Consider the following 18,933-nt stretch of genomic DNA (forward strand, 5'->3'; position numbering starts at 1 on the left):
GCGATCAGATGGTGCCCCGACTCATTCGGCGATTCGTTCCCGCCCACCGGTCAGATCTGCCAACTCAGCGGCCACGCGACCCGCCTGCCAACCGTGTGCGTTAGTCACCGAATGCGACGTCGTGACGATGGACGGGAACTGTTTCTCGAACACCGAACCCACCGCCTCGGTGCGTTCGGTCATGATCGGCACCAACTCCTTGCCGTACTGACTGGATGCGTCGCGACCGGCTCGTTCCCGGGCGATCGCCAGCCGTTCTCCGATACGGGTCGCGAACGCGAGCAGAAATGAGCGACGGAAGCTGGGTGAGCGTTTCACCCGGTCGCCGCCTGCCTCACTCAATGCGTGAGAAGCCTGAACGAGCAGCGAAGTGAAAAGCATTTCGCACAGATCCAGGTCGATCGGCATCCCGACCACGCTGACGAGGCCGAATCGTTGGTGCCAGATCACGCGCACATTGTTGGTCTCCGCCACACAGTGCAGCAACTGCACCTTCGCTTCGGGGTACGGATTGTCGACGAGCAACCGACGAGTGACCACCTGATCGCTCAGTGAGGTATGCGCCTCGGCGTCGACCACGGCACTGTCGATGGCGTAGCGGGTCATGAGATCCTGCGCCTTCGCCGAGAGGGTTTCTGCTTCCTCCGCGAACGTGGTCGCTTCTGCCTTGGCCAGCAGGCCGCGGATGCGGGACAGCACCTTGGGTTCGGGCCCAGGCTTGGCGGGCCGTGACGCCGCCGCACCGGTGACCCAGTTCGGTGGGGTGGCCATCAGTGGCGTCATGGGGATCAGATAGCTGCAGAAGCCGAGGAGCGACAGGATCGCCGCCCAGGTGTCCGTCGGCTCGGCGTTCTCCGCCGCACGCCAGGCGGACAGCCGGCCACGGGCGGGTGCGTCGTCGGCGCCGATGTTCAGCTCGTCGAGTTGCTCGCGCCACGGCTCCGGGGCGCTCTTGTGCGCCGAGGTGCGGCTCGCGTGGGAGCCGATCGCGGCAACCGTCAGCCGGGCGGTGCGCGCACCGAATTCCCGGCGCGCCGCGTGCACGAGCTCCGCCGGCTGCCACCCCGAGGAGAACGCGTGGTCCATCGACGCGTCAAGCATCTGTGCGGCTCGATCCAGAAGTTCGGCCGCACATCGGGAGTTGTCGAGTTCTGCCAACTGGTCGAGTGTCCGGCGCAGCGATTCCGCATTCGCCGACGGCCCGAAAGCGAACTCGATCCCTGCGAACACCAACGATTCGGCGTCGAAATCGGGACGGAACTCGCGATGTTGACGGGTGCCGCTACGCTGCTGCTTCTTGCGTTTGCGTGCGGCACGGTTCTGCTGGCTGTTGCGGCTCACGGCGCCCTCCTCGCTCAGTGTGAACATTCACGTTCCTACCAGGGCTCTCCGACATCGACGGAGCCCCGGAACCCGCGTCGACCGCGAGGTCACTCGAACAACCCGCGGAGGTCGTCGGCGTCCAGACTGGAGCTGAGCAGGGAGTCGGCGTCCATCACGCTCGCGAACAGCGCCGACTTCTTCGCCTTCAGCGCCATCACCTTGTCTTCGATCGTGTCCTTCGCGATCAGCCGGTACACCATCACGTTCCGCGTCTGCCCGATGCGATGCGCCCGGTCCACGGCCTGGGCCTCCGTTGCCGGGTTCCACCACGGGTCGAGGATGAAGCAGTAATCGGCCTCCGTGAGGTTCAACCCGAAACCGCCGGCCTTGAGGCTGATCAGGAACACCGGGGCGGCGCCCTCCTTGAACTCGCGGAGCACGTCGCCGCGACGCCGGGTGCTGCCGTCGAGGTAGCTGTGCTCGATCCCGGCGTCCGCGAGCCGGTCGCGGATCTTGCCGAGGAACCCGGTGAACTGGCTGAACACCAGCGCCCGGTGACCACCCGCGACGACGTCGGCGAGCTGCTCGAGCAGGGCATCCACCTTCGTGGACGGGACGTCGTGGTACTCGGCGTCCACCAGACCGGCGTCGAGGCTCAGCTGCCGCAGCAGGGTGAGCGACTGCAGGATCGTGAAGCGGTTCTTGTCGACGTCGGCGAGCAGGCCGAGGATCTTCTGCCTCTCACGCTGCAGGTGAGTGTCGTAGACTTTGCGGTGCCGCGGGTGCAGTTCGACGTCGAGCACCTGCTCTTGCTTCGCCGGAAGGTCCTTCACCACTTGCTCTTTGGTGCGGCGCAGCATCAGCGGCTTCACGCGGCGGCGCAGCTGCGCCAGAAGTTCGGTGTCGCCCTGCTTCTCGATCGGCTTGCGGTAGTAGTCGGTGAACCGGGCCGGATTCGGGAACAGTCCCGGGGCGGTGATCGACAGCAGCGACCACAGCTCCATCAGGTTGTTCTCCATCGGCGTGCCGGTGATCGCCAGCTTGAACGGAGTCTCGAGCCGGCGGACGCACTGGTAGATCTTGGACTGATGGTTCTTGGTGAACTGCGCCTCGTCGAGGATCAACCCCGACCACGCGGACTCCGCATAGGCGTCGAACTCCAAACGGAACAGGGTGTACGACGTGACGACGATGTCGGCGCCCTCGACCAGTTCATCGAAGGGAACGCGCCGCCGGGATCGGGTGTCGGAGATCGCGACGACACTCGCGTCCGGGGCGAAGCGGGCCGATTCGGACTCCCAGTTCGACACGACGCTGGTCGGGGCGATGATGAGGAACGGCGGCGCGGCCGGATTCGACTGCCGCGCATGGCAGATCAGCGCCAGCGCCTGCAGCGTCTTGCCGAGCCCCATGTCGTCGGCGAGGATGCCGCCGAGCCCGTGCTCCCACAGGAAGGCCAGCCAGCGGAACCCCTCCAGCTGATACGGGCGCAGCTGGGCGTCGAGCGTGCTCGGGGCTTCCGCGGGACCGATGGTGGTCGGCGACATCAGGCCGTCCACCTGCTGCCGCCACTGCGTCGCCTGACGTTCGACGGTGCCGAGCGCGGCGAACTCGTCCCACAGGCTCGCCTGGAAACGGCTCAGCCGCAACGTCCCGTCCGCGCGGTCGCGGAGGGCGCGCGCCTCGTCGATCAGCTTCCGCAGCGTGTGGAGTTCGGGCTTGTCGAGGGAGAAGTAGGCGCCGTCGGGCAGCAGCAACTCGGTCCTCCCCGCGGCCAGCGCCGAGAAGACCTGGTCGAACGGTACGTCCCGGCCCTCCACCGTGAGGGTGACGCCGAGGTCGAACCAGTCGGTGCCGCCCTCGGATGCGGTGACCGACACCCCGATGGCCAGGGAGTCGCCGGCCTCCCGGTAGTCGGCGGGTTCGCCCGAAACGTCGATCGCCACGTCGGACTTGCCGTGGAGCAGGGGCAGGACCTCGGTGGTGAACCGCATCGTGTCGAGTCCGCGCAACGCGGTCGCTTCCGGACCGCCCGACCCCAACCCGTATCTGTCCCACGCGATGTCGAGTTCGTCGAGCAGTGCGCGTTCGCGGACGTCGTCCCGGTACTCGTCGCCGGGGGTCCGGGCCGCCAGCGGCGCACGGTGCTCGTCGTCCCCGACGGTGTACAGCCATTCCCAGTCGACGGCGACCTCGTGGTCGGGGAGATACGACGCCCGCATCACCAGGGTGGGCTCGGAGATCGCGGGTGGGACGAACGAGCCGTCGGAGGAGATCACGGTGGCCAGGTTGCGCAGCTTCGGCAGGAAGTCCGCCAGGAAACGGGACTCTTCGGCGGCGGGCACCTCGATGGGCGTGCGGCGGCGTACCAGATCCTGCAAGGGGCCGGGCGCGACGGAGTCGAGGCGCGCGAGGTGTATGCGGTCGTCCGCGTCGACGTAGAACAGGCCGTGGGCCCGGACTCCGATGAAGCCGACGGTCACTGCGTCGACGGGTTCGCCGTCGACGCGGACCACCGGACGTACGACGAGAGCGCCGGTGGCGTCGTCGCGGGTGGCGTCGAGGCAGACCTCGGCCGAGCGGTAGGGGGCGAGTGCGCCCAAACGCTTGGAGGAGTGGATGAGCTCCACGCCGACCCGGGTCGCCTCGTCGAGCAGCGACCACAGCTGGCGGCTCGGGAAGACGCTGAGATCGAGGTCGGTGTGGTTCTGGCGGCGGTAGGTCAGACCCCCGACGGACAGCAGGTGGATCTCGTGCAGCACGCGGATCTGCTCGGCGGGATGCTGGAAGTGGCTGCCCAGCTTGTTCCACGCCAACCCGCCGACGATCCAGCCCTTGCTGCCCGGTTGGACGGGCCGCACCAGCAACTGGGGTGCCGCGTCGGCGGCCGACGCCTGGACCCGGAACTGGATGGCGAGCGGCGAACGCCCGCCGGAGTCGCCGAAGGGATCGGCGGTGAGCAGGGAACCGAGCGAGCGTTCCCAGGTGGGCGCGACCGCCGCCTGCGCCTGGGACCTCGCCTGTTTCATCGCGGTGATCAGCAGGGCGGCGACGTGCTTGCAGTTCATCCCGACCGGACACGTGCAGATCCCGTACCGGTACACGGTGCGGCCGCTGCTGGAGACGATGAACGCCGACGTGGAGTACGGCTCCCTCGCCGTGCCCGCGACCTCGCCCCACAGCTCCTTGGCCGCCGGATCCCACGACATCTGGATTACCGCGTTGTCGCGGGCGTACTGCCCGCCGCGGGTGTACGTGGTGGTGCCGAGGACCGCCTTGATCGACGCCACGTCGATGTCGCGCAAGTCCCCGGGAAGCATGGCCACAGAGTAGTCAACCGATCCGACACGGTCGCCGGGGTGCGGTGACTCCCACCCCAGGGTTCCTTGTTCCGCACCTCGCCCGATCGGAGACTTCGGAGCGTCGGGGGAATCCCAGCGATCGGAGAGAACAGCATGGCCGAGATGGTCGAATCACCCCAGGCGCACCGCACAGGTGGTGTCGCCCGAACACTGATCACCGTGTACGGAATGGTCGTCTACGCGACGTTCCTGATCGTGTTCCTGTACGCGATCGGATGGGTCGAGGGGCTCGTGGTGCCCCACACGATCAACGATGGTCCCGACGCCCCCGTAGCCGTCGCCGTGGTCATCGACGTGGTGCTGCTGACGGTCTTCGCCATGCAGCATTCGGTGATGGCCAGGCCCTGGTTCAAGAAACGCTGGACCAGGATCGTCCCCCAACCGATGGAGCGGTCGACCTACGTATTGTTCGCCACAGCCGCGCTGGCGCTGCTGATGTGGCAATGGCGTCCGCTGCCCGAGCAGATCTGGGACGTGGAGACCGACTGGGTCCGTGTCGTGATCTACGTCGTGTCGCTCGGCGGGTGGGCCCTCGTGCTGGCGGCGACATTCGCCATCGACCACTTCGATCTGTTCGGGCTGCGCCAGGTGCTGCGGAACCAGAGTGGAAAGTCTGCCCTGCCCAGCCACTTTCGGACACCTGTGCTGTACCGGCTGATTCGGCACCCGCTGTATGCCGGGTTCATCATCGCGTTCTGGGTGGCACCGACGATGACCTGGGGCCGGCTGCTGTTCGCCGTCGGGACCACCGGCTTCATCCTGGTGGCGGTGCGCTTCGAGGAGCACGACCTGGTCGACACGTTCGGCGACGACTACCGCACCTACCGCTCGCGGGTGCCGATGCTCGTCCCGCGGGTCGGCTCGCGAGGGCGCTAGCGTCACAGACCCCCGGCGACGTCGATGGTCGTGGCGGTGACATAGGACGCCTGATGGGACAGCGCCCACAACACCGCTTCGGCGATCTCCTCGGGCTCCGCGACCCGGCCGAGTGGCACCTTCCCGGCCACTCGCCCGGGTCGTTCCGGATCGCCGGCAGCGGCGTGGATGTCGGTGTCCGTCGTACCGGGAGCGACGCCGACGACGCGGATGTTCGCGCTCGCCAGTTCCCGCCCGAGTCCCACCGTGACACTGTCCACGGCAGCCTTGGAGGCCGCGTAGCCGACATATTCGCCCGGCGCGCCGGTGCGGGCCGCGATCGAACTGAGATTGACGATGACGCCGGAACGCCCTGTTCGGATCCAGTGCTCGGCCGCCGCGCGGGCGTAGGCCATCGCCCCGAAGACGTTGACGTCGAACACCTCCCGCATCACCTCGTCCGGGGTGGTGAGGAACGTGCCGAGTGGGCCGGTGGTCCCCGCGTTGTTGACCAGCGCGACCAGCTGACCGCGTTGGTCGGCCGCATCGACGACGGCGACGGCCTCATCCGCGTCGCGGACGTCCGCCCGCACGGCGGTGGCGCGGACACCGCAGTGGTGGACGAGTTGCGCGGCGGCCTCGTCGTCGTTCTGGAACGTGAACGTCACCTGATAGCCGCGATGGACGGCGAGACGCACCACCGCTGCGCCGATGCCGCGGGATCCACCGGTGACGAGGATGTGTTCGGACACGATACGAGCGTATCCGGGCGATCAAATGCGGACCGAAAATGACCGCTATCGGTTCTACGGTGAGAGAAACCGATTCGCCGACGCAGGAGGACCGCATGACCGTCGATCCGATTCCCGAGGGCTACGCCACCGTCACGCCGTGGATCATCTCCCGCGACACCGCCGCACTCATCGACTACGTGAAGGCGGCGTTCGACGGCGAGGAACTCGGTCGGATGGTGGGCGAGGACGGCACCATCGGGCACGCCGAGGTGAGGATCGGGAACGCCGTTGTGATGATGTTCGACGCGCGACCCGATTGGCCGCCGACGCCCGGGTTCCTCCGCCTGTACGTCGAGGACGCCGAGGCGGTGCTCGCGCGGGCCGTCGCCGCCGGGGGCACGCTGGTGACGAAGGCGACGCACCTGTTCTGGGGCGACGTCGTGGGCCGCGTCCGCGACCCGTTCGGCAACCTCTGGTGGGTCCAGACCCACATCGAGGACGTCGACGAAGCGGAGATGACCAGGCGCATGAGCGACCCGACGTTCACCGCCGCAATGGACTACGTGCAGAGCGCGGACTTCTTTCCCGGGCGATAGCCCGGATCAGCGATTCGGCCTGCCGAACGTGATGCTCGGCGCCGTCACGGTGACGGACGCGATCCGGACCGCCACGCCGGACGGCTTCGGCGGCTCGGCGTCGATGATCGTGGGGTGATAGTCGACCTGCTCGGACGACGGACGGGCCGGCGCGAACACGCTCCGGACGACCCCGATCGGGGTGCGGGCAATCGCGTCGGCCGACTGCTGGATCTGTTCGAGCGTCCGGAACACCGTGTCGAAATTGTCGGACTGCTGGGTGGTGCTCACCGCCTCGACCACCGGCCGCATCGTCCGCAGCAGGAACACGACCTCCTCGAGCAGTTCCTCGGTGAGCCGGAGGATGTGGAACGACGTCTTCGCGACGTCGATCGGCACGGTCACGGCGCACACGGCGACGCGGACCGGTCCCTCGGCGGCAGTGGCCACTTTCCGGACAGTGCGCTCGACGGGGGACGGCACGAAACGGAAAACGAAGTTCACCAGTCGACCCCCTCACAGCACGGCGTCCTTATCTGTGCCGGGGAGGTTACCGCGCACACGCCCGCCACGCAGGTCGAGCGAGCGCAGTCAGCCCGGCAGCAGGGCCCGCACGGCGTCGATGGTGTCGGCGTCGGCGGCGGTCTTGTCGGGGCGGTAGCGCAGGACCCGCGCGAATCGCAGCGCGAGCCCGCCGGGATAGCGCGTGCTGACCTGGACGCCGTCGAGTTCGATCTCCACGACGAGGTCGGGGTGCAGGTACACGGTGTGATCGTCGCGGCTGCGTTCGTGGCGTGGGAATTCGTCCGTCTGCCACTGCAGTAGCGCGTCGGTGAGGCCCTTGAACGTCTTGCCCACCATGATCGGTTCGCCGCCGTCCGGATCCCGCGCACCGAGGTGCAGGTTGGACAGGTAGCCGGTGCGCCGCCCGTAACCCCATTCGGCGCCGAGCACCACCAGGTCGAGTGTGTGCTCCGGTTTCACCTTCTGCCAGGCGCGGCCGCGACGTCCCGCCGCATACGGCGCGGCGAGCGATTTGACCATCACACCTTCGTGACCGGCGGCAAGGGCGTCGTCGAAATGGGTTGCGGCGCCGTCGCTGTCGGGGCGGATCAGTCCGGGGATGCGGTGTTGTGGGGCAACGCGTTCCAGGGCGTCCAGCCGCTCCTCCAACGGCGCGTCGAGAAGATCGACGCCGTCGAGGTGCAGGCAGTCGAAGAAGTAGGGGTGCAGCAGCAGGTCGCGGGCGGACTCGGCGCCGAAGCGGCTCATCGTCTCCTGGAACGGTCGGGGCCGGCCGCTGTCGGTGAGCGCCAGCGTCTCCCCGTCGAACACCGCCGACGTGCAGGGCAGGCCTGCGACGAGTTCGACGAGTTCCGGCACGCTGCCGGTGATCTCGCGCAGGGTGCGGGTGAAGATGTGCACCTCGTCGCCGTTGCGGTGCACCTGGATCCGTGCCCCGTCGAGTTTGTATTCGACGCTGACGTCGCCGTCGAGTTCGGTCCACGCGTCGGTGAGTGATTCGGCAGGGGAGGCGAGCATGGGCCGGACCGGTCGGCCCACCTCCAGCCGGAACGCGGTGAGGGCGTCCACGCCGCCGTCGAACGCCGCGACCGCGGTCGCGGGCAGCCGTCCCGACAGCATGAACGCCCGGCGCACCGGTTCGACGGGAAGGTCGGCGGCCGCCGCGATCGCGTCGGTCATCACCCCCTCCAGCGCACCCTGGCGCAGGTCGCCGGTGAGCAGCCGCAGCAGGAAGTCCCGCTCGTCGGCGGTGGTGCGGGCGAAGAGGTCCGCGAGCAGTTCGCGTCGGCGGGCGGCGGATCCGGAGCCGGAGATCGCGGCGACGGCGGTGACGGTCCCGTCGAGTTCCGACACCGTCACGGACGGCACGTCGGCCGGGGTGGCGGGGATGTCGGCGATCGTCCGCCAGCCGATCCCGATCCGGCCCTGCCGAAGCTCCCCGGACAGCCACGCCACCACCGGTTCCACCTCGGCCGGCTCCAGTTGGGTGAGGACCTCGCGCAGCGCCCCGATCTTCACCTTGCGCGACCGGGTGGCCCCCACGTCCCGGGACGTCGCGACGATCTGCGAGAACAGCACACCCCGACGGTAACCGGAACGTCCCGTGGGCGGTCAGAATCCGCCTGATCGAAACGCTGGGCCGACCCGGCCGTCGTTCCTAGGCTTCGACGATGAGCACCCCACGTCGCCGGCCGCTGAAAACGGTCACGGGAGTCAGCGGCGCCGTGAGCACCTATGCCGCCGCCATCGATCCGCAGCAGTCGACCGTCGCGGCGTCGATCGAGATCGCGAAGATCGCCGAGGCCAACAAGTTCGACGCGCTGTTCGCCGCCGACCTCCTCACTTTCGGGGCGCAGGGCGCGATCGGCGCGCAGGAACCGCTGATCTTCCTGTCGGCGCTCAGTGCCGTGACCTCGCATGTCGGGCTGATCGCGACGGTGACCACCACGTTCCACCACCCCTACAACCTCGCGCGGCTGTTCGGCACCCTCGACCACGTCAGCAACGGTCGCGCCGCCTGGAACGCCGTCACGTCGTCACTGGGCGAGGAGAACTACAGCAACCGCGACCTGCCGAGCCCCGAGGAACGCTACGCCCGCGCCACGGAATCCCTCGAGGTGATCAACGCGCTGTTCGACAGCTGGCGACCCGGGTCACTGACGTCCGACGGTGCCGGGGGAACCACGCTCGACGCCGATCGGGTGCGGCCGATCGACCACGCGGGCACGTACTTCACGGTGAAGGGACCGTTGAACATCCCGCCGCTGCCGCAGCGCCGTCCCGTGCAATTCCAGGCCGGCCAATCCGCGGCCGGCGTGGAACTCGGTGCCCGCTTCGCGGAGGTTGCCTACGGGCTGCCGCTGATCATGAGCTCCTTCCACGCCACCTACGGCGCGTCCGAGGAGGAAGTGCGCCGGCTGGTCCGGGAACAGGAGGAGGCGACGGACCTCGACGCCGGCCGGATCCGGCTGGAGGACATGCTCGGTGGCGACCTCGACCTGTCCGGGCTGCCGCTCGACAAGCCGATCCCGGCCGACATCCTGCCCGACGTCCGGTCGGTGAACCGCCGCCGCGGCCGGGTCGAAATCTTCAGCCGGCTCGCCGCGTCCGGGCGGACCCTGCGCGAGCTGATCATCGCGTCCAAGGACACCGGCCACTGGGCGGTCGCGGGAACACCCGAGCAACTCGCCGATGCCGTCCAGGAACGCTACGACGCGGGCGTCCTCGACGTCATCTCCCTCGGCGGACTCGCCGAGGGAGATGACCCGGGACTTCGTCGTCAACGGCCTGCTGCCCGAACTGCGGCGTCGCGGAATCGTCGGCAACGACTACGTGGGCGGCACGTTCCGGGACAATCTGGAACTACCCCCGCTGCCCCCCTCGGGACTGACGTCAGTTCTCCAGCTCTGTGCCGTCCACGACGATCCGCACGCGGTCGGGGTAGAACGACACGTGGTCGTCGATGCCCGACGCCTCCGCGGTGGTGAACGGGTAGAACCAGGCGGCGTCCTCGACCGGCGCGGAGCCGCCCGACCCGGTGAACGACAGATACGACGCCGTCCCCTTGTACGGGCAGGACGTCCTGGTGTCGGAGGCGGTGAAGAACTCGGACCGCACGTCGATGCGGGGCACGTAGTAGCGCACCGGCAGCGACGTCTCGAACAGCAGTCGCGGGCGGACGGTGTCGGCGACGAGCGTGTCACCGATGAACACCTCGACGTGCCGGGAGGACGGCAGCACGTCGACGCGGACATACGGGTCGCGGGCGTGGACGAACACCTGCTGATCCTCCTCGTACCAGGCGTCCATCCTGTGCCAGTAGAACGCGACGTACGGGCTGAGGTCGAGGGAGTCCTCCAGTTTGGCGTCGTATCCCCACACGGATTGCTCGGCGCGACGGTCGCCGACGACGAGATCCCAGTACCGGGCCTTGCCCTTCCACGGGCAGGTCGTGGTGGCGTCGACGGGCTCGAGGAGGTCGAAGTTCACGTCGTCGCGGGGAATGTAGTAAACGGGCAGGTGCCCCTTCTCGAACAGGTACACCGAACGGGTGGTGTCGGCAACCACCTGACCGCCGAACAACACCCGGATGCGCTTATGATTGGGTTCGATCGAGATGCGGCCGTTCTCCGCGAACTGCTGGGTGGCGGCGGCATGCGTGAGAGCTGTGGACATCACTCCATGGTGCGCCTTCGGCGGCCCGTGCGCCTTTTTGGTAGTCAGGGCGACCGGAACGGCGCACGGGTGCGGAGCGCCGCGACACCGGCGGTCACGACCCACACCGTGAACGGGTAGAGGGCCAGGCGTTCGGTGAGGCCGAACGGTTCGCCGGGGAGGAGGATCGCCGCCGTTCCGACGACCCCGACGAGGCAGCACAGACCGGTCCAGAGCGCGAAGATGCGCCAACGCGGATACAGCGCGATCGCGATGACGATCATCGCGGCGTTGCGGGCGACGAACGTCGGGGTCGCGACCAGTTGGTGCAGATGGGCGTCCACATCGATCGGAACGACTCCCGTCAGGGCCGCACTGACGGCCGCCAGACCGAGCAACGTCAACGCTGCCCGGCGCAGGCGTCCCGGTGGCAGGAACTCGCGAAGGCCCACCGCTCCCGCGAGAATGAGCACCCCGGTCAGCACGAAAGCGCTGTTGATCACTGTGTGCAGCGGTGAGCAGAGCCGGGCGGCCGCGGCCTGGGCCGCGGAGCCGTCGCAGCCCGTGACACCCAGATTGCTGACCGAGTTGGTTCGCACCTCGTACGGCCGCGGCCAGGCGCGCGCGGTCACGACCTCCGCGAGGAAATACAGGGCGATGAGTACCCAGGCCGTGGCTCCGACCCGCACAGCCAACAGTCGCTGGGCGGGTGACGGCGTTCGCACGACGCTCACCCCTCCGAACCGTACCCGGCTCACCGAGTGGATTGTTGACAATCTTCGGGAGCGGCTCGACCATGTAGCCATGGCCGTGCTGACGAGAATTCCGGTAGCTGACTCCGAAGAGACGGGACAGATCGACGCGTGGCTGAGCTGACACGTCCCGCGGCCGACCTGCATGCCGAGCTCGCCGAGCTGGGCATCGACCTCGACATCGGATCGCGGCGGCGCGCCGAATACTCCTTCGACGCCTCCAACTACCGGGTGCCGCCGCTGGCAGTCGCATTTCCGCGCAGCGCCGGCGACGTGGTGACGATCGTCCGGGCCTGCACCGACCGCGGCATCCCCATCACCAGCCGCGGCGGCGGCACGTCACTCGCAGGCAACGCGATCGGCAGGGGAGTGGTACTCGACTTCTCCCGGCACATGAATCAGGTGCGGGCCGTCGACGCGTCCGCCCGAACCGCCGTCGTCGAACCCGGGATCGTCCTGACGGACCTGCAGAAAGACGTGCAACTGGCGACGGACGGCGCGTTCACCTTCGCGCCCGACCCGTCCAGCAAGTCCCGCGCGACCGTCGGCGGTGCGATCGGCAACGACGCCTGCGGCAACCACTCCGTGCGGTACGGCCGCACGTCCGATCACGTCGTCGCGCTCGACCTCGTGACGGCGAACGGGCACCGGCTGACCGCCACCCGCGACGGGCTGCGGGCCACCGACCCGGAAGACTCATCTGCGGTGAGCGAGGCCGAACGGATCGCCGCCGGACTCGACGAGCTGACACAGGAGCATCTCGGCGACTTCCGGCTCGAGCTGGGCCGCATCCCACGACAGGTGTCCGGATTCCACCTCGCGAACCTGTTGCCCGAGAACGGCTTCGACGTGGCCCGCGCCCTGGTGGGAAGCGAGGGGACGTGCGCCGTGATCGTGGCCGCGACCGTCGCGCTGGTGCCGGTGCCGCCCGCGGCCATGCTGCTGTGCCTCGGATATCGCGACCTGGTGGACGCCGCCCGCGACAACGCGCTGATCCTCGCGTACTCGCCCGCCGCGATCGAAGGCATCGACTCGGCGATCGTCGACACCATGCGGCACCTGCGCGGCGCCGACTCCGTTGTCGGGCTGCCCGACGGCGAGGCCTGGCTGTACGTCGACCTCGACGGCGAGGACCTCGCCGAGGTGAAACTGCGCGGGGCCGAACTGGTCTCGAAGCTGCGGGCGGCCGGACGCCTCGTCGACTCACGGGTGGTCGGAGACCCGGCGGAACGCGCGTCGCTGTGGCGGGTACGCGAGGACGGCGCCGGACTGTCGGCCCGCCTCGTCGAGGGCGGCGAATCCTGGACGGGCTGGGAGGATTCCGCCGTCGCACCCGACCAGCTGGCCGACTACCTCGTCGACATCAAGGCCCTGCTCGCCGAATTCGGCCTCACCGGCGTGATGTACGGGCACTTCGGCGCCGGCTGCATGCACATCCGCATCAACTTCGACCAGCGCACCGAAGAGGGCCGGGACGTGATGTCGCGGTTCATCCACCGCGCCGCCGAACTGTGCGTGCGGTTCGGGGGATCGATGTCCGGGGAGCACGGCGACGGTCGCGCACGGTCGGCGCTGCTGCCGATCATGTACACCCCCACCATGATGGCGGCGTTCGCGGCGTTCAAACGGCTGTGGGATCCGGCGGCCGTGCTGAACCCGGGCAGCATCGTCGACCCCGAACCGCTGCTGGGCAGCCTCGCCCTCGACGGCGTGAACCCGCGGTCGTGGCAGACCGCATTCGACCTCACCCCCACCAGCGACGTCCCCGTCGCACCGTTCGTCCACGCCGTCCAGGGGTGCATCGGGGTGGGCCGCTGCCGCGCGTCGACCGGCGGGGTGATGTGCCCCAGCTTCCGCGCGACCGGCGACGAGAAGGACTCCACCCGCGGCCGGGCCCGCGCCCTGCAGGAGATGGTCCGCAACTCGCCGACCGTCGCCGACGGATGGCGCTCCGAGGACGTCAAGGAATCCCTCGACCTCTGCCTGTCCTGCAAGGCCTGCTCCACCGACTGCCCGGTGGGCGTCGACATGGCCACGTACAAGTCCGAATTCCTCGACCACCACTACCGCGGCCGGGTGCGTCCGCTGTCGCACTACTCCCTCGGCTGGCTGCCGGTGTGGCTGAAGATCGCCGAACGCTCCGCCCCCGTGGTGAATCGGCTCACCGCGGGCCGGCTGGCGAAGGTCGCGGCCAAGCTGGGTGGTCTCACCCCGCACCGGTCGATGCCGGAGTTCGCGTCCCGCAAGCAGATTCGACGCGAGGTCGGGGAGACGTCGCAGAACGGCACCGCGGACGTCGTGGTGCTCGCCGACACGTTCACCCGCGGATTCCGCCCCGAGGTGGTCGGCGCCGCGTCGCGGGTACTCGCCGAGGCGGGCCTCAGCTCGCAGTGCCGCAGCGACGTGTGCTGCGGGCTCACCTGGATCTCCACCGGACAGCTGAAGCAAGCGAAAAAGACGCTCGCCAAGGCGGCCGAACTCCTCGACGACGGCACCGACCGTCCGATCGTCGTTCTCGAACCGAGTTGCGCCGCCGCGTTCCGCAAGGACTTGCCCGAACTCGTCCACACCGACGCCGCCCGCCGCGTCGCCGCCCGCGTGCAGAGCTTCGCCGGCGCGGTCCTCGAGCGCGCACAGGCGGGCTGGACCCCGAGCGCGGCGCTGCCCGAGGACGTCACCGTGCAGACCCACTGCCACGAATACGCCGTGTTCGGCGCGGCCGGTCAGCGGAAGGCGCTGCAAGCGATCGGGGTCGAGCGTGTACGCGAAGCCACCGGATGCTGCGGCGTCGCAGGAAACTTCGGGTTCGAAGCCGACCACTACGACCTCAGCATGCAGGTGGCGGAACAGGCACTCGCCCCCGCACTGCGCGACAGTCCTGAAGACGCAGTCGTGCTGACCGACGGATTCAGCTGCCACATGCAGGTGCGGCAACTCGACCCGACCCGATCGTCGCAACACCTCGCCCAGCTGCTCGACCCCGCACCACCGTCGAAACCCGAACACCAGAGCGGAGACTGACATGTCGCAGTTGTCGATGACCAGTGAACAGCGCGAGAAGTTCCTCGCCGACGTGCACGTAGGGGTGATCGCCGTCGACCGCGACGGACGGGCACCGCTCGCCGTCCCCATCTGGTATGGCTATGAACCCGGCGGCCACGTGTACGTCTGGACCGGTCGCGGCTCGCTGAAGGAGCGGCTGATCCGCGCTGCCGGCCGCTTCAGCCTCGTCGCCCAGGACGAGAAGCCGCCCTACCGGTACGTCAGCGTCGAAGGTCCGGTGGAGTTCGACGAATCACCCACCGCCGACGTCGTCCGCGAACTCGCCACCCGCTACCTCCCCGCCGAGGAGGTCGACAGTTTCGTCGAGCAGTCGTACGACGACAGCGCAATCGTCATCCGAATGCGGCCGGAGCACTGGCTGAGCGTCGACTACGGCAAGGGCGCGTAGCGCCCGTGCGCGGTTGGCGAGTCCCCGGACTCGTTAACCGCTCACGGGCGTTCAGCTCACGCTGATTCTGACGATGGCGGCGCGGGCCGATGTGCGGAAGCGTTGAAGGGTAGTTGTTCCGCCTCGACAGGAGCGCCCTTCATGACCGAACTTCTCGACCTGAGCACCGACGTCGTCGTCATCGGCGGCGGCCCCGCCGGAACGTGGGCGGCGCTGCGCGCACGGCAATCCGGGGCGGACGTCGTCCTCGTCGACAAGGGGTATTGCGGAACCAGCGGCGCCACCGCGCCTTCGGGCACCGGCGTCTGGTACGTCGACCCCGACCAGTCTGCGCGGGCGAAGGCCAAGGCCAGCCGTGAAGCGCTCGGCGGCCATCTCGCCGACCACCACTGGATGGACCGCGTCCTCGACCAGACGTACGCGAACATGAACCTCCTCGCCGAGGAAGGCCGGTACCCGTTCCCCGTCGACCCCGACACCGGCAGGCAGATCCGCACCGGACTCCAAGGGCCCGAATACATGCGGCGGATGCGGGCGTGGGTGAAGAAGGCGGGCGTCCGGATTCTCGACCACTCGCCGGCCCTCGAACTGCTCGTCGACACCGACGGCCAGGTGCGCGGCGCGGCGGGCTACCAGCGCCAGGACGACCGCGACTACCGGATCACCGCGGGCGCCGTCGTGATCGCGAGCGGCGGCTGCGCGTTCCTGTCCCGCGCCCTGGGCACGAACGTCGACACCGGCGACGGCGCGCTGATGGCCGCCGAGGTGGGCGCCACGTTCTCCGGCATGGAGTTCTCCAACGCGTACGCGATCGTCCCGGCCAACTCCACCATCACCAAGACCGCCTACTACGGCTACGCCACGTTCTTCCACGCCGACGGACGGGTCCTCGAGGGCGCCGGCTCCACCAAGGGGCGTTCGGTGATCGCGAAAACGCTGCTGTCCGAGCCGGTGTTCGCCCAACTCGACCGCGCGGACGACGACGTGCAACGCCAGATGCGACTCGGCCAGCCCAACTTCTTCCTGCAATTCGACCGGCGCGGCATCAACCCGTTCACCGACCGCTTCGAGGTCAGCATGCTCGCCGAGGGGACGGTGCGCGGCACCGGCGGCATCGACGTGGGCGACGACACCTGCGCCACATCCGTCCCCGGCCTGTTCGCGGCGGGTGACGCCGCGACCCGTGAACGCATCTGCGGCGGCTTCACCGGCGGCGGCAGCCACAACTCGGCGTGGGCGATGTCGTCCGGCAGCTGGGCGGGCACGGGGGCCGCGCGGTTCGCGCGAACCGAACGTCGGGTCCGGGCGGGCGAACTGCGTCCCGCCGGCCGGGCCGGACTGCGGCCCACGGGGCGGTCGGGGCTGGAGGCATCCGCCGTTGTCGCGGCCGCGCAGGCGGAACTCATCCCGTACGAGAAGAACTACCTGCGGGACGGTGTGCGTGTGCAGGGTGCGCTCGACGAGCTGGAGTCGTTGTGGACGGCGTTGTCGCTGGGGCTCGGCGGCGACTCCGGCGACGAGCGTGTCCGGGCCCGTCAGGCCGCGGCGATCACCGCGGTGGGTCGGTGGATGTACCACTCGACGCTCGCGCGGACGGAAACCCGTGGAATGAGCAAGCGCGCCGACTACCCGGACCTCGATCCGGCGCAGCACCACCACGTGCTCACCGGTGGGCTGGACGACGTGTGGACCTCGACCGGCGCGGCACGCAGTGGGCTGTTGCGGGTGGCCTCGTGATCGAGGTGCTGCTGGCCGAGGCGTGCATCGGCTGCGACAAGTGCGTCGACGCGTGCCCCACCAACGTGTTCGACCGCACCGACACCGGGATCCCCGTGATCGCGCGGCAATCGGACTGCCAGACGTGCTTCATGTGCGAGGCGTATTGCCCGGTCGATGCGCTGTACGTGGATCCGCAGTCCACGCCGCTCGTCGACGGGCAGGACATCCCGGAGGACCACATCGGCCGGTACCGCGAGAAGCTCGGCTGGGGGAACGGGCGTGCCGCAGGCTCACTCACGGCGGTCGGGCCGTCCCTGCCGCACGGGGCACCACCGCCGAGGCTTCACCCGTGAGTGCGTAGCGAGTCCAGAGACTCGTCAACCACTCACGGGTGGCGGAGCCGCTAGATTGGAGGCACCGGAACAGTCGTCACCTGGGGCAGGGGTGCGGATGCAGAATTCGAAGTCGACACCGATGACCGTGCCCGGGCTGCGGGTGTACCGGCCCGAATCACCCGCGGCGCGGATGGCGCTCGTCGGCGCAACCGTCGTGGTCGGCCTCGTGCTCCTGTGGATGGCCGGGCGGTCCGGTCCCGTTCGCACGTGGATGGTGGCGGCCGGAATCGCCGTCCTGCTGGTGGCCCGGGGACTGCACCTGCGGCGGCCCGTCACCATGACACATTCGGCGGCCGCGGTGCTGTTCGTTGCGGCCGCGGATGTGGCGTACACGAGCGCACATTCGACTCCGGGATTTCTCCTCCTCGTGGCCACCGGACCCGTCCTGATGCTGCCGGTGCGCAGCGTGCCGCAGCCCGAGGACCGTGCCCGCGTCTTCTCGCTGATCCAGCAGACCACGGACGACCCGTTGTCGCCGTTCGCCCTCAATTCGGCGAAGTCGTACTACTTCAACGCGTCGGGCACCGCGGCGATCGCCTACCGGGCGCGATCCGGAATAGCGGTCGTCTCCGGCGATCCCATCGGCAACGCGCTCGAATTCGGCGCCCTCCTCGACGAGTTCTCCGAGTTCGCCGCCGAACGCGGTTGGCGCGTCGCGGTGCTCGGCGCGGGGGAGCGCGTCGCCCGGCTGTGGGAGATCGGCGGCGACACCCGGAAGCCGTTGACGGCGGTCCCGATCGGCCGCGACGTGGTGATCGACGTCGGACACTTCACCCTGCACGGCAGAAAGTTCCGCAACCTCCGGCAGGCCGTGCAGCGCACCCACAACGCCGGGCTGACCACCGAGATCGTTCCCGAAACCGCGCTCGACGAACCGACGCGGCGGGAGTTGACGGATATCGTCGACGACGCCCGTGCCGGACATCAGCGCCGCGGGTTCTCGATGATCCTCGACCACCTGCTGGACGGCGCACTCCCCGGTGTTCTTCTCGTCGTCGCCCGCGACTGCACCGGGCGCGCCGTCGCGTTCCAGCGTTACGGCACCGCCGATTCCGCCCGCGAACTGAGCCTCGACGTTCCGTGGCGCGGCGAGGGCGCGCCGAACGGCACCGACGAACGCATGACCGTCGACGTCATCCGGTACGCCGAGCGGACCGGTGCGCGATACGTCTCGCTGTCGTTCGCGGCGTTCCCCGAACTCCTCGACCCCGACGCATCCGGCGCCGGTGCCCGGCTCTTCCGTCGTGTCCTGCATCTCGGCGACGTGCTGATCTCGCTCGAGTCGCTGTATCGCTACCTCGGCAAGTTCCATTCCGTGGGGAACCGGCGCTACGTCCTCCTGCGTTTCCGTTACCTGCTGCCCGTGGCGTTCGCGTGCCTGACGTTCGAGTTCGTGCCGCACCGGGAACGGGCCTGAGGAGCGAGGTCAGAAGTCGAAATTCTTCTCGTTCGTCGCGGTGAGCGCATCGACGACGGCCGCGAGGTCGGTCTTGGAGACGTCCGGGGTCGCCTCCTTCGGTGTCGGTCGCGTCGTCTTGTCCGGTGGGGTCTGGTTCTTGCCGGGCCGTTCGTCCGTCATCTGTGCACC

At 68.9% G+C, this 18,933-nt stretch carries 15 protein-coding genes and 1 pseudogene; 8 read left to right on the top strand and 8 right to left on the bottom strand.

Translation table 11 applies throughout. From position 1 onward, the window contains the following. Nucleotides 1–21 precede the first annotated feature (21 nt). Together QM806_RS09680 and QM806_RS09685 are read right to left on the bottom strand one after the other, a co-directional pair. Complete coding sequence (locus QM806_RS09680) at nt 22–1,368, bottom strand: DUF2786 domain-containing protein (RefSeq protein WP_133984750.1); 1,347 nt, start codon at nt 1,366–1,368, stop codon at nt 22–24. Nucleotides 1,369–1,430: 62 nt separating this feature from the next. Further along, complete coding sequence (locus tag QM806_RS09685; RefSeq protein ID WP_283291201.1) at nt 1,431–4,643, bottom strand: DEAD/DEAH box helicase; 3,213 nt, start codon at nt 4,641–4,643, stop codon at nt 1,431–1,433. A 135-nt stretch (nt 4,644–4,778) separates the two neighbouring features. On the opposite strand from QM806_RS09685, the gene mddA reads away from it, so the two are divergent. Then, nucleotides 4,779–5,561, top strand: a complete 783-nt coding sequence (gene mddA, locus QM806_RS09690) for a methanethiol S-methyltransferase (protein ID WP_182625243.1) — start codon at nt 4,779–4,781, stop codon at nt 5,559–5,561. 2 nt (nt 5,562–5,563) lie between these two features. On the opposite strand, the gene QM806_RS09695 is transcribed toward mddA, so the two are convergent. Further along, on the bottom strand, nt 5,564–6,292 hold the full coding sequence (locus tag QM806_RS09695; protein WP_283291203.1) for an SDR family NAD(P)-dependent oxidoreductase: 729 nt from the start codon (nt 6,290–6,292) through the stop codon (nt 5,564–5,566). A 95-nt stretch (nt 6,293–6,387) separates the two neighbouring features. On the opposite strand from QM806_RS09695, the gene QM806_RS09700 reads away from it, so the two are divergent. Beyond that, nucleotides 6,388–6,870 carry a VOC family protein gene (locus QM806_RS09700; RefSeq protein WP_043792193.1) on the top strand — a complete coding sequence of 161 codons (483 nt, stop codon included), beginning with the start codon at nt 6,388–6,390 and terminating at the stop codon, nt 6,868–6,870. A gap of 6 nt (nt 6,871–6,876) precedes the next feature. Here QM806_RS09700 and QM806_RS09705 read toward each other — a convergent pair whose 3' ends face one another. Together QM806_RS09705 and QM806_RS09710 are read right to left on the bottom strand one after the other, a co-directional pair. Beyond that, nucleotides 6,877–7,353, bottom strand: a complete 477-nt coding sequence (locus tag QM806_RS09705; RefSeq protein ID WP_005570940.1) for a hypothetical protein — start codon at nt 7,351–7,353, stop codon at nt 6,877–6,879. An 87-nt stretch (nt 7,354–7,440) separates the two neighbouring features. Continuing rightward, entirely contained in the window at nt 7,441–8,952 is a 1,512-nt protein-coding gene (locus tag QM806_RS09710) for an ATP-dependent DNA ligase (RefSeq protein WP_064079919.1), read from the bottom strand. 92 nt (nt 8,953–9,044) lie between these two features. Between QM806_RS09710 and QM806_RS09715 the strand changes: the two are divergent. Beyond that, nucleotides 9,045–10,251, top strand: a pseudogene (locus tag QM806_RS09715) (LLM class flavin-dependent oxidoreductase); the annotation flags it as partial. Nucleotides 10,252–10,266: 15 nt separating this feature from the next. Here QM806_RS09715 and QM806_RS09720 read toward each other — a convergent pair. Together QM806_RS09720 and QM806_RS09725 are read right to left on the bottom strand one after the other, a co-directional pair. Beyond that, nucleotides 10,267–11,049, bottom strand: coding sequence for a DUF427 domain-containing protein (locus QM806_RS09720; protein WP_043788226.1), 783 nt, complete (start codon nt 11,047–11,049; stop codon nt 10,267–10,269). Between the two features lie 44 nt (nt 11,050–11,093). Next, nucleotides 11,094–11,834, bottom strand: coding sequence for a DUF998 domain-containing protein (locus QM806_RS09725; RefSeq protein ID WP_043788221.1), 741 nt, complete (start codon nt 11,832–11,834; stop codon nt 11,094–11,096). A 57-nt stretch (nt 11,835–11,891) separates the two neighbouring features. Here QM806_RS09725 and QM806_RS09730 point away from each other — a divergent pair, with 57 nt between their 5' ends. From QM806_RS09730 to QM806_RS09750, 5 genes are all read left to right on the top strand, one after another. Beyond that, a complete protein-coding gene (locus QM806_RS09730; protein WP_283291206.1) occupies nt 11,892–14,801 on the top strand; it encodes an FAD-binding and (Fe-S)-binding domain-containing protein in 2,910 nt (969 codons plus the stop codon). Between the two features lies 1 nt (nt 14,802). Beyond that, nucleotides 14,803–15,231 carry a pyridoxamine 5'-phosphate oxidase family protein gene (locus QM806_RS09735; protein ID WP_005563531.1) on the top strand — a complete coding sequence of 143 codons (429 nt, stop codon included), beginning with the start codon at nt 14,803–14,805 and terminating at the stop codon, nt 15,229–15,231. Nucleotides 15,232–15,372: 141 nt separating this feature from the next. Then, nucleotides 15,373–16,968 carry an FAD-dependent oxidoreductase gene (locus tag QM806_RS09740; RefSeq protein WP_005563533.1) on the top strand — a complete coding sequence of 532 codons (1,596 nt, stop codon included), beginning with the start codon at nt 15,373–15,375 and terminating at the stop codon, nt 16,966–16,968. Then, entirely contained in the window at nt 16,965–17,303 is a 339-nt protein-coding gene (locus QM806_RS09745; RefSeq protein WP_283291209.1) for a 4Fe-4S dicluster domain-containing protein, read from the top strand. Before QM806_RS09740 ends, QM806_RS09745 begins: the two co-directional genes overlap by 4 nt. Nucleotides 17,304–17,400: 97 nt before the next feature. Beyond that, nucleotides 17,401–18,762 (top strand): bifunctional lysylphosphatidylglycerol flippase/synthetase MprF, encoded by a 1,362-nt coding sequence (locus QM806_RS09750; protein WP_283291211.1) that lies wholly within the window; start codon nt 17,401–17,403, stop codon nt 18,760–18,762. A 9-nt stretch (nt 18,763–18,771) separates the two neighbouring features. On the opposite strand, the gene QM806_RS09755 is transcribed toward QM806_RS09750, so the two are convergent. Further along, on the bottom strand, nt 18,772–18,924 hold the full coding sequence (locus tag QM806_RS09755; RefSeq protein ID WP_005254109.1) for a hypothetical protein: 153 nt from the start codon (nt 18,922–18,924) through the stop codon (nt 18,772–18,774). Nucleotides 18,925–18,933 lie beyond the last annotated feature (9 nt).

This window comes from Rhodococcus sp. IEGM 1351 (genome assembly GCF_030056875.1).
Lineage (GTDB): Bacteria > Actinomycetota > Actinomycetes > Mycobacteriales > Mycobacteriaceae > Rhodococcus_F > Rhodococcus_F opacus.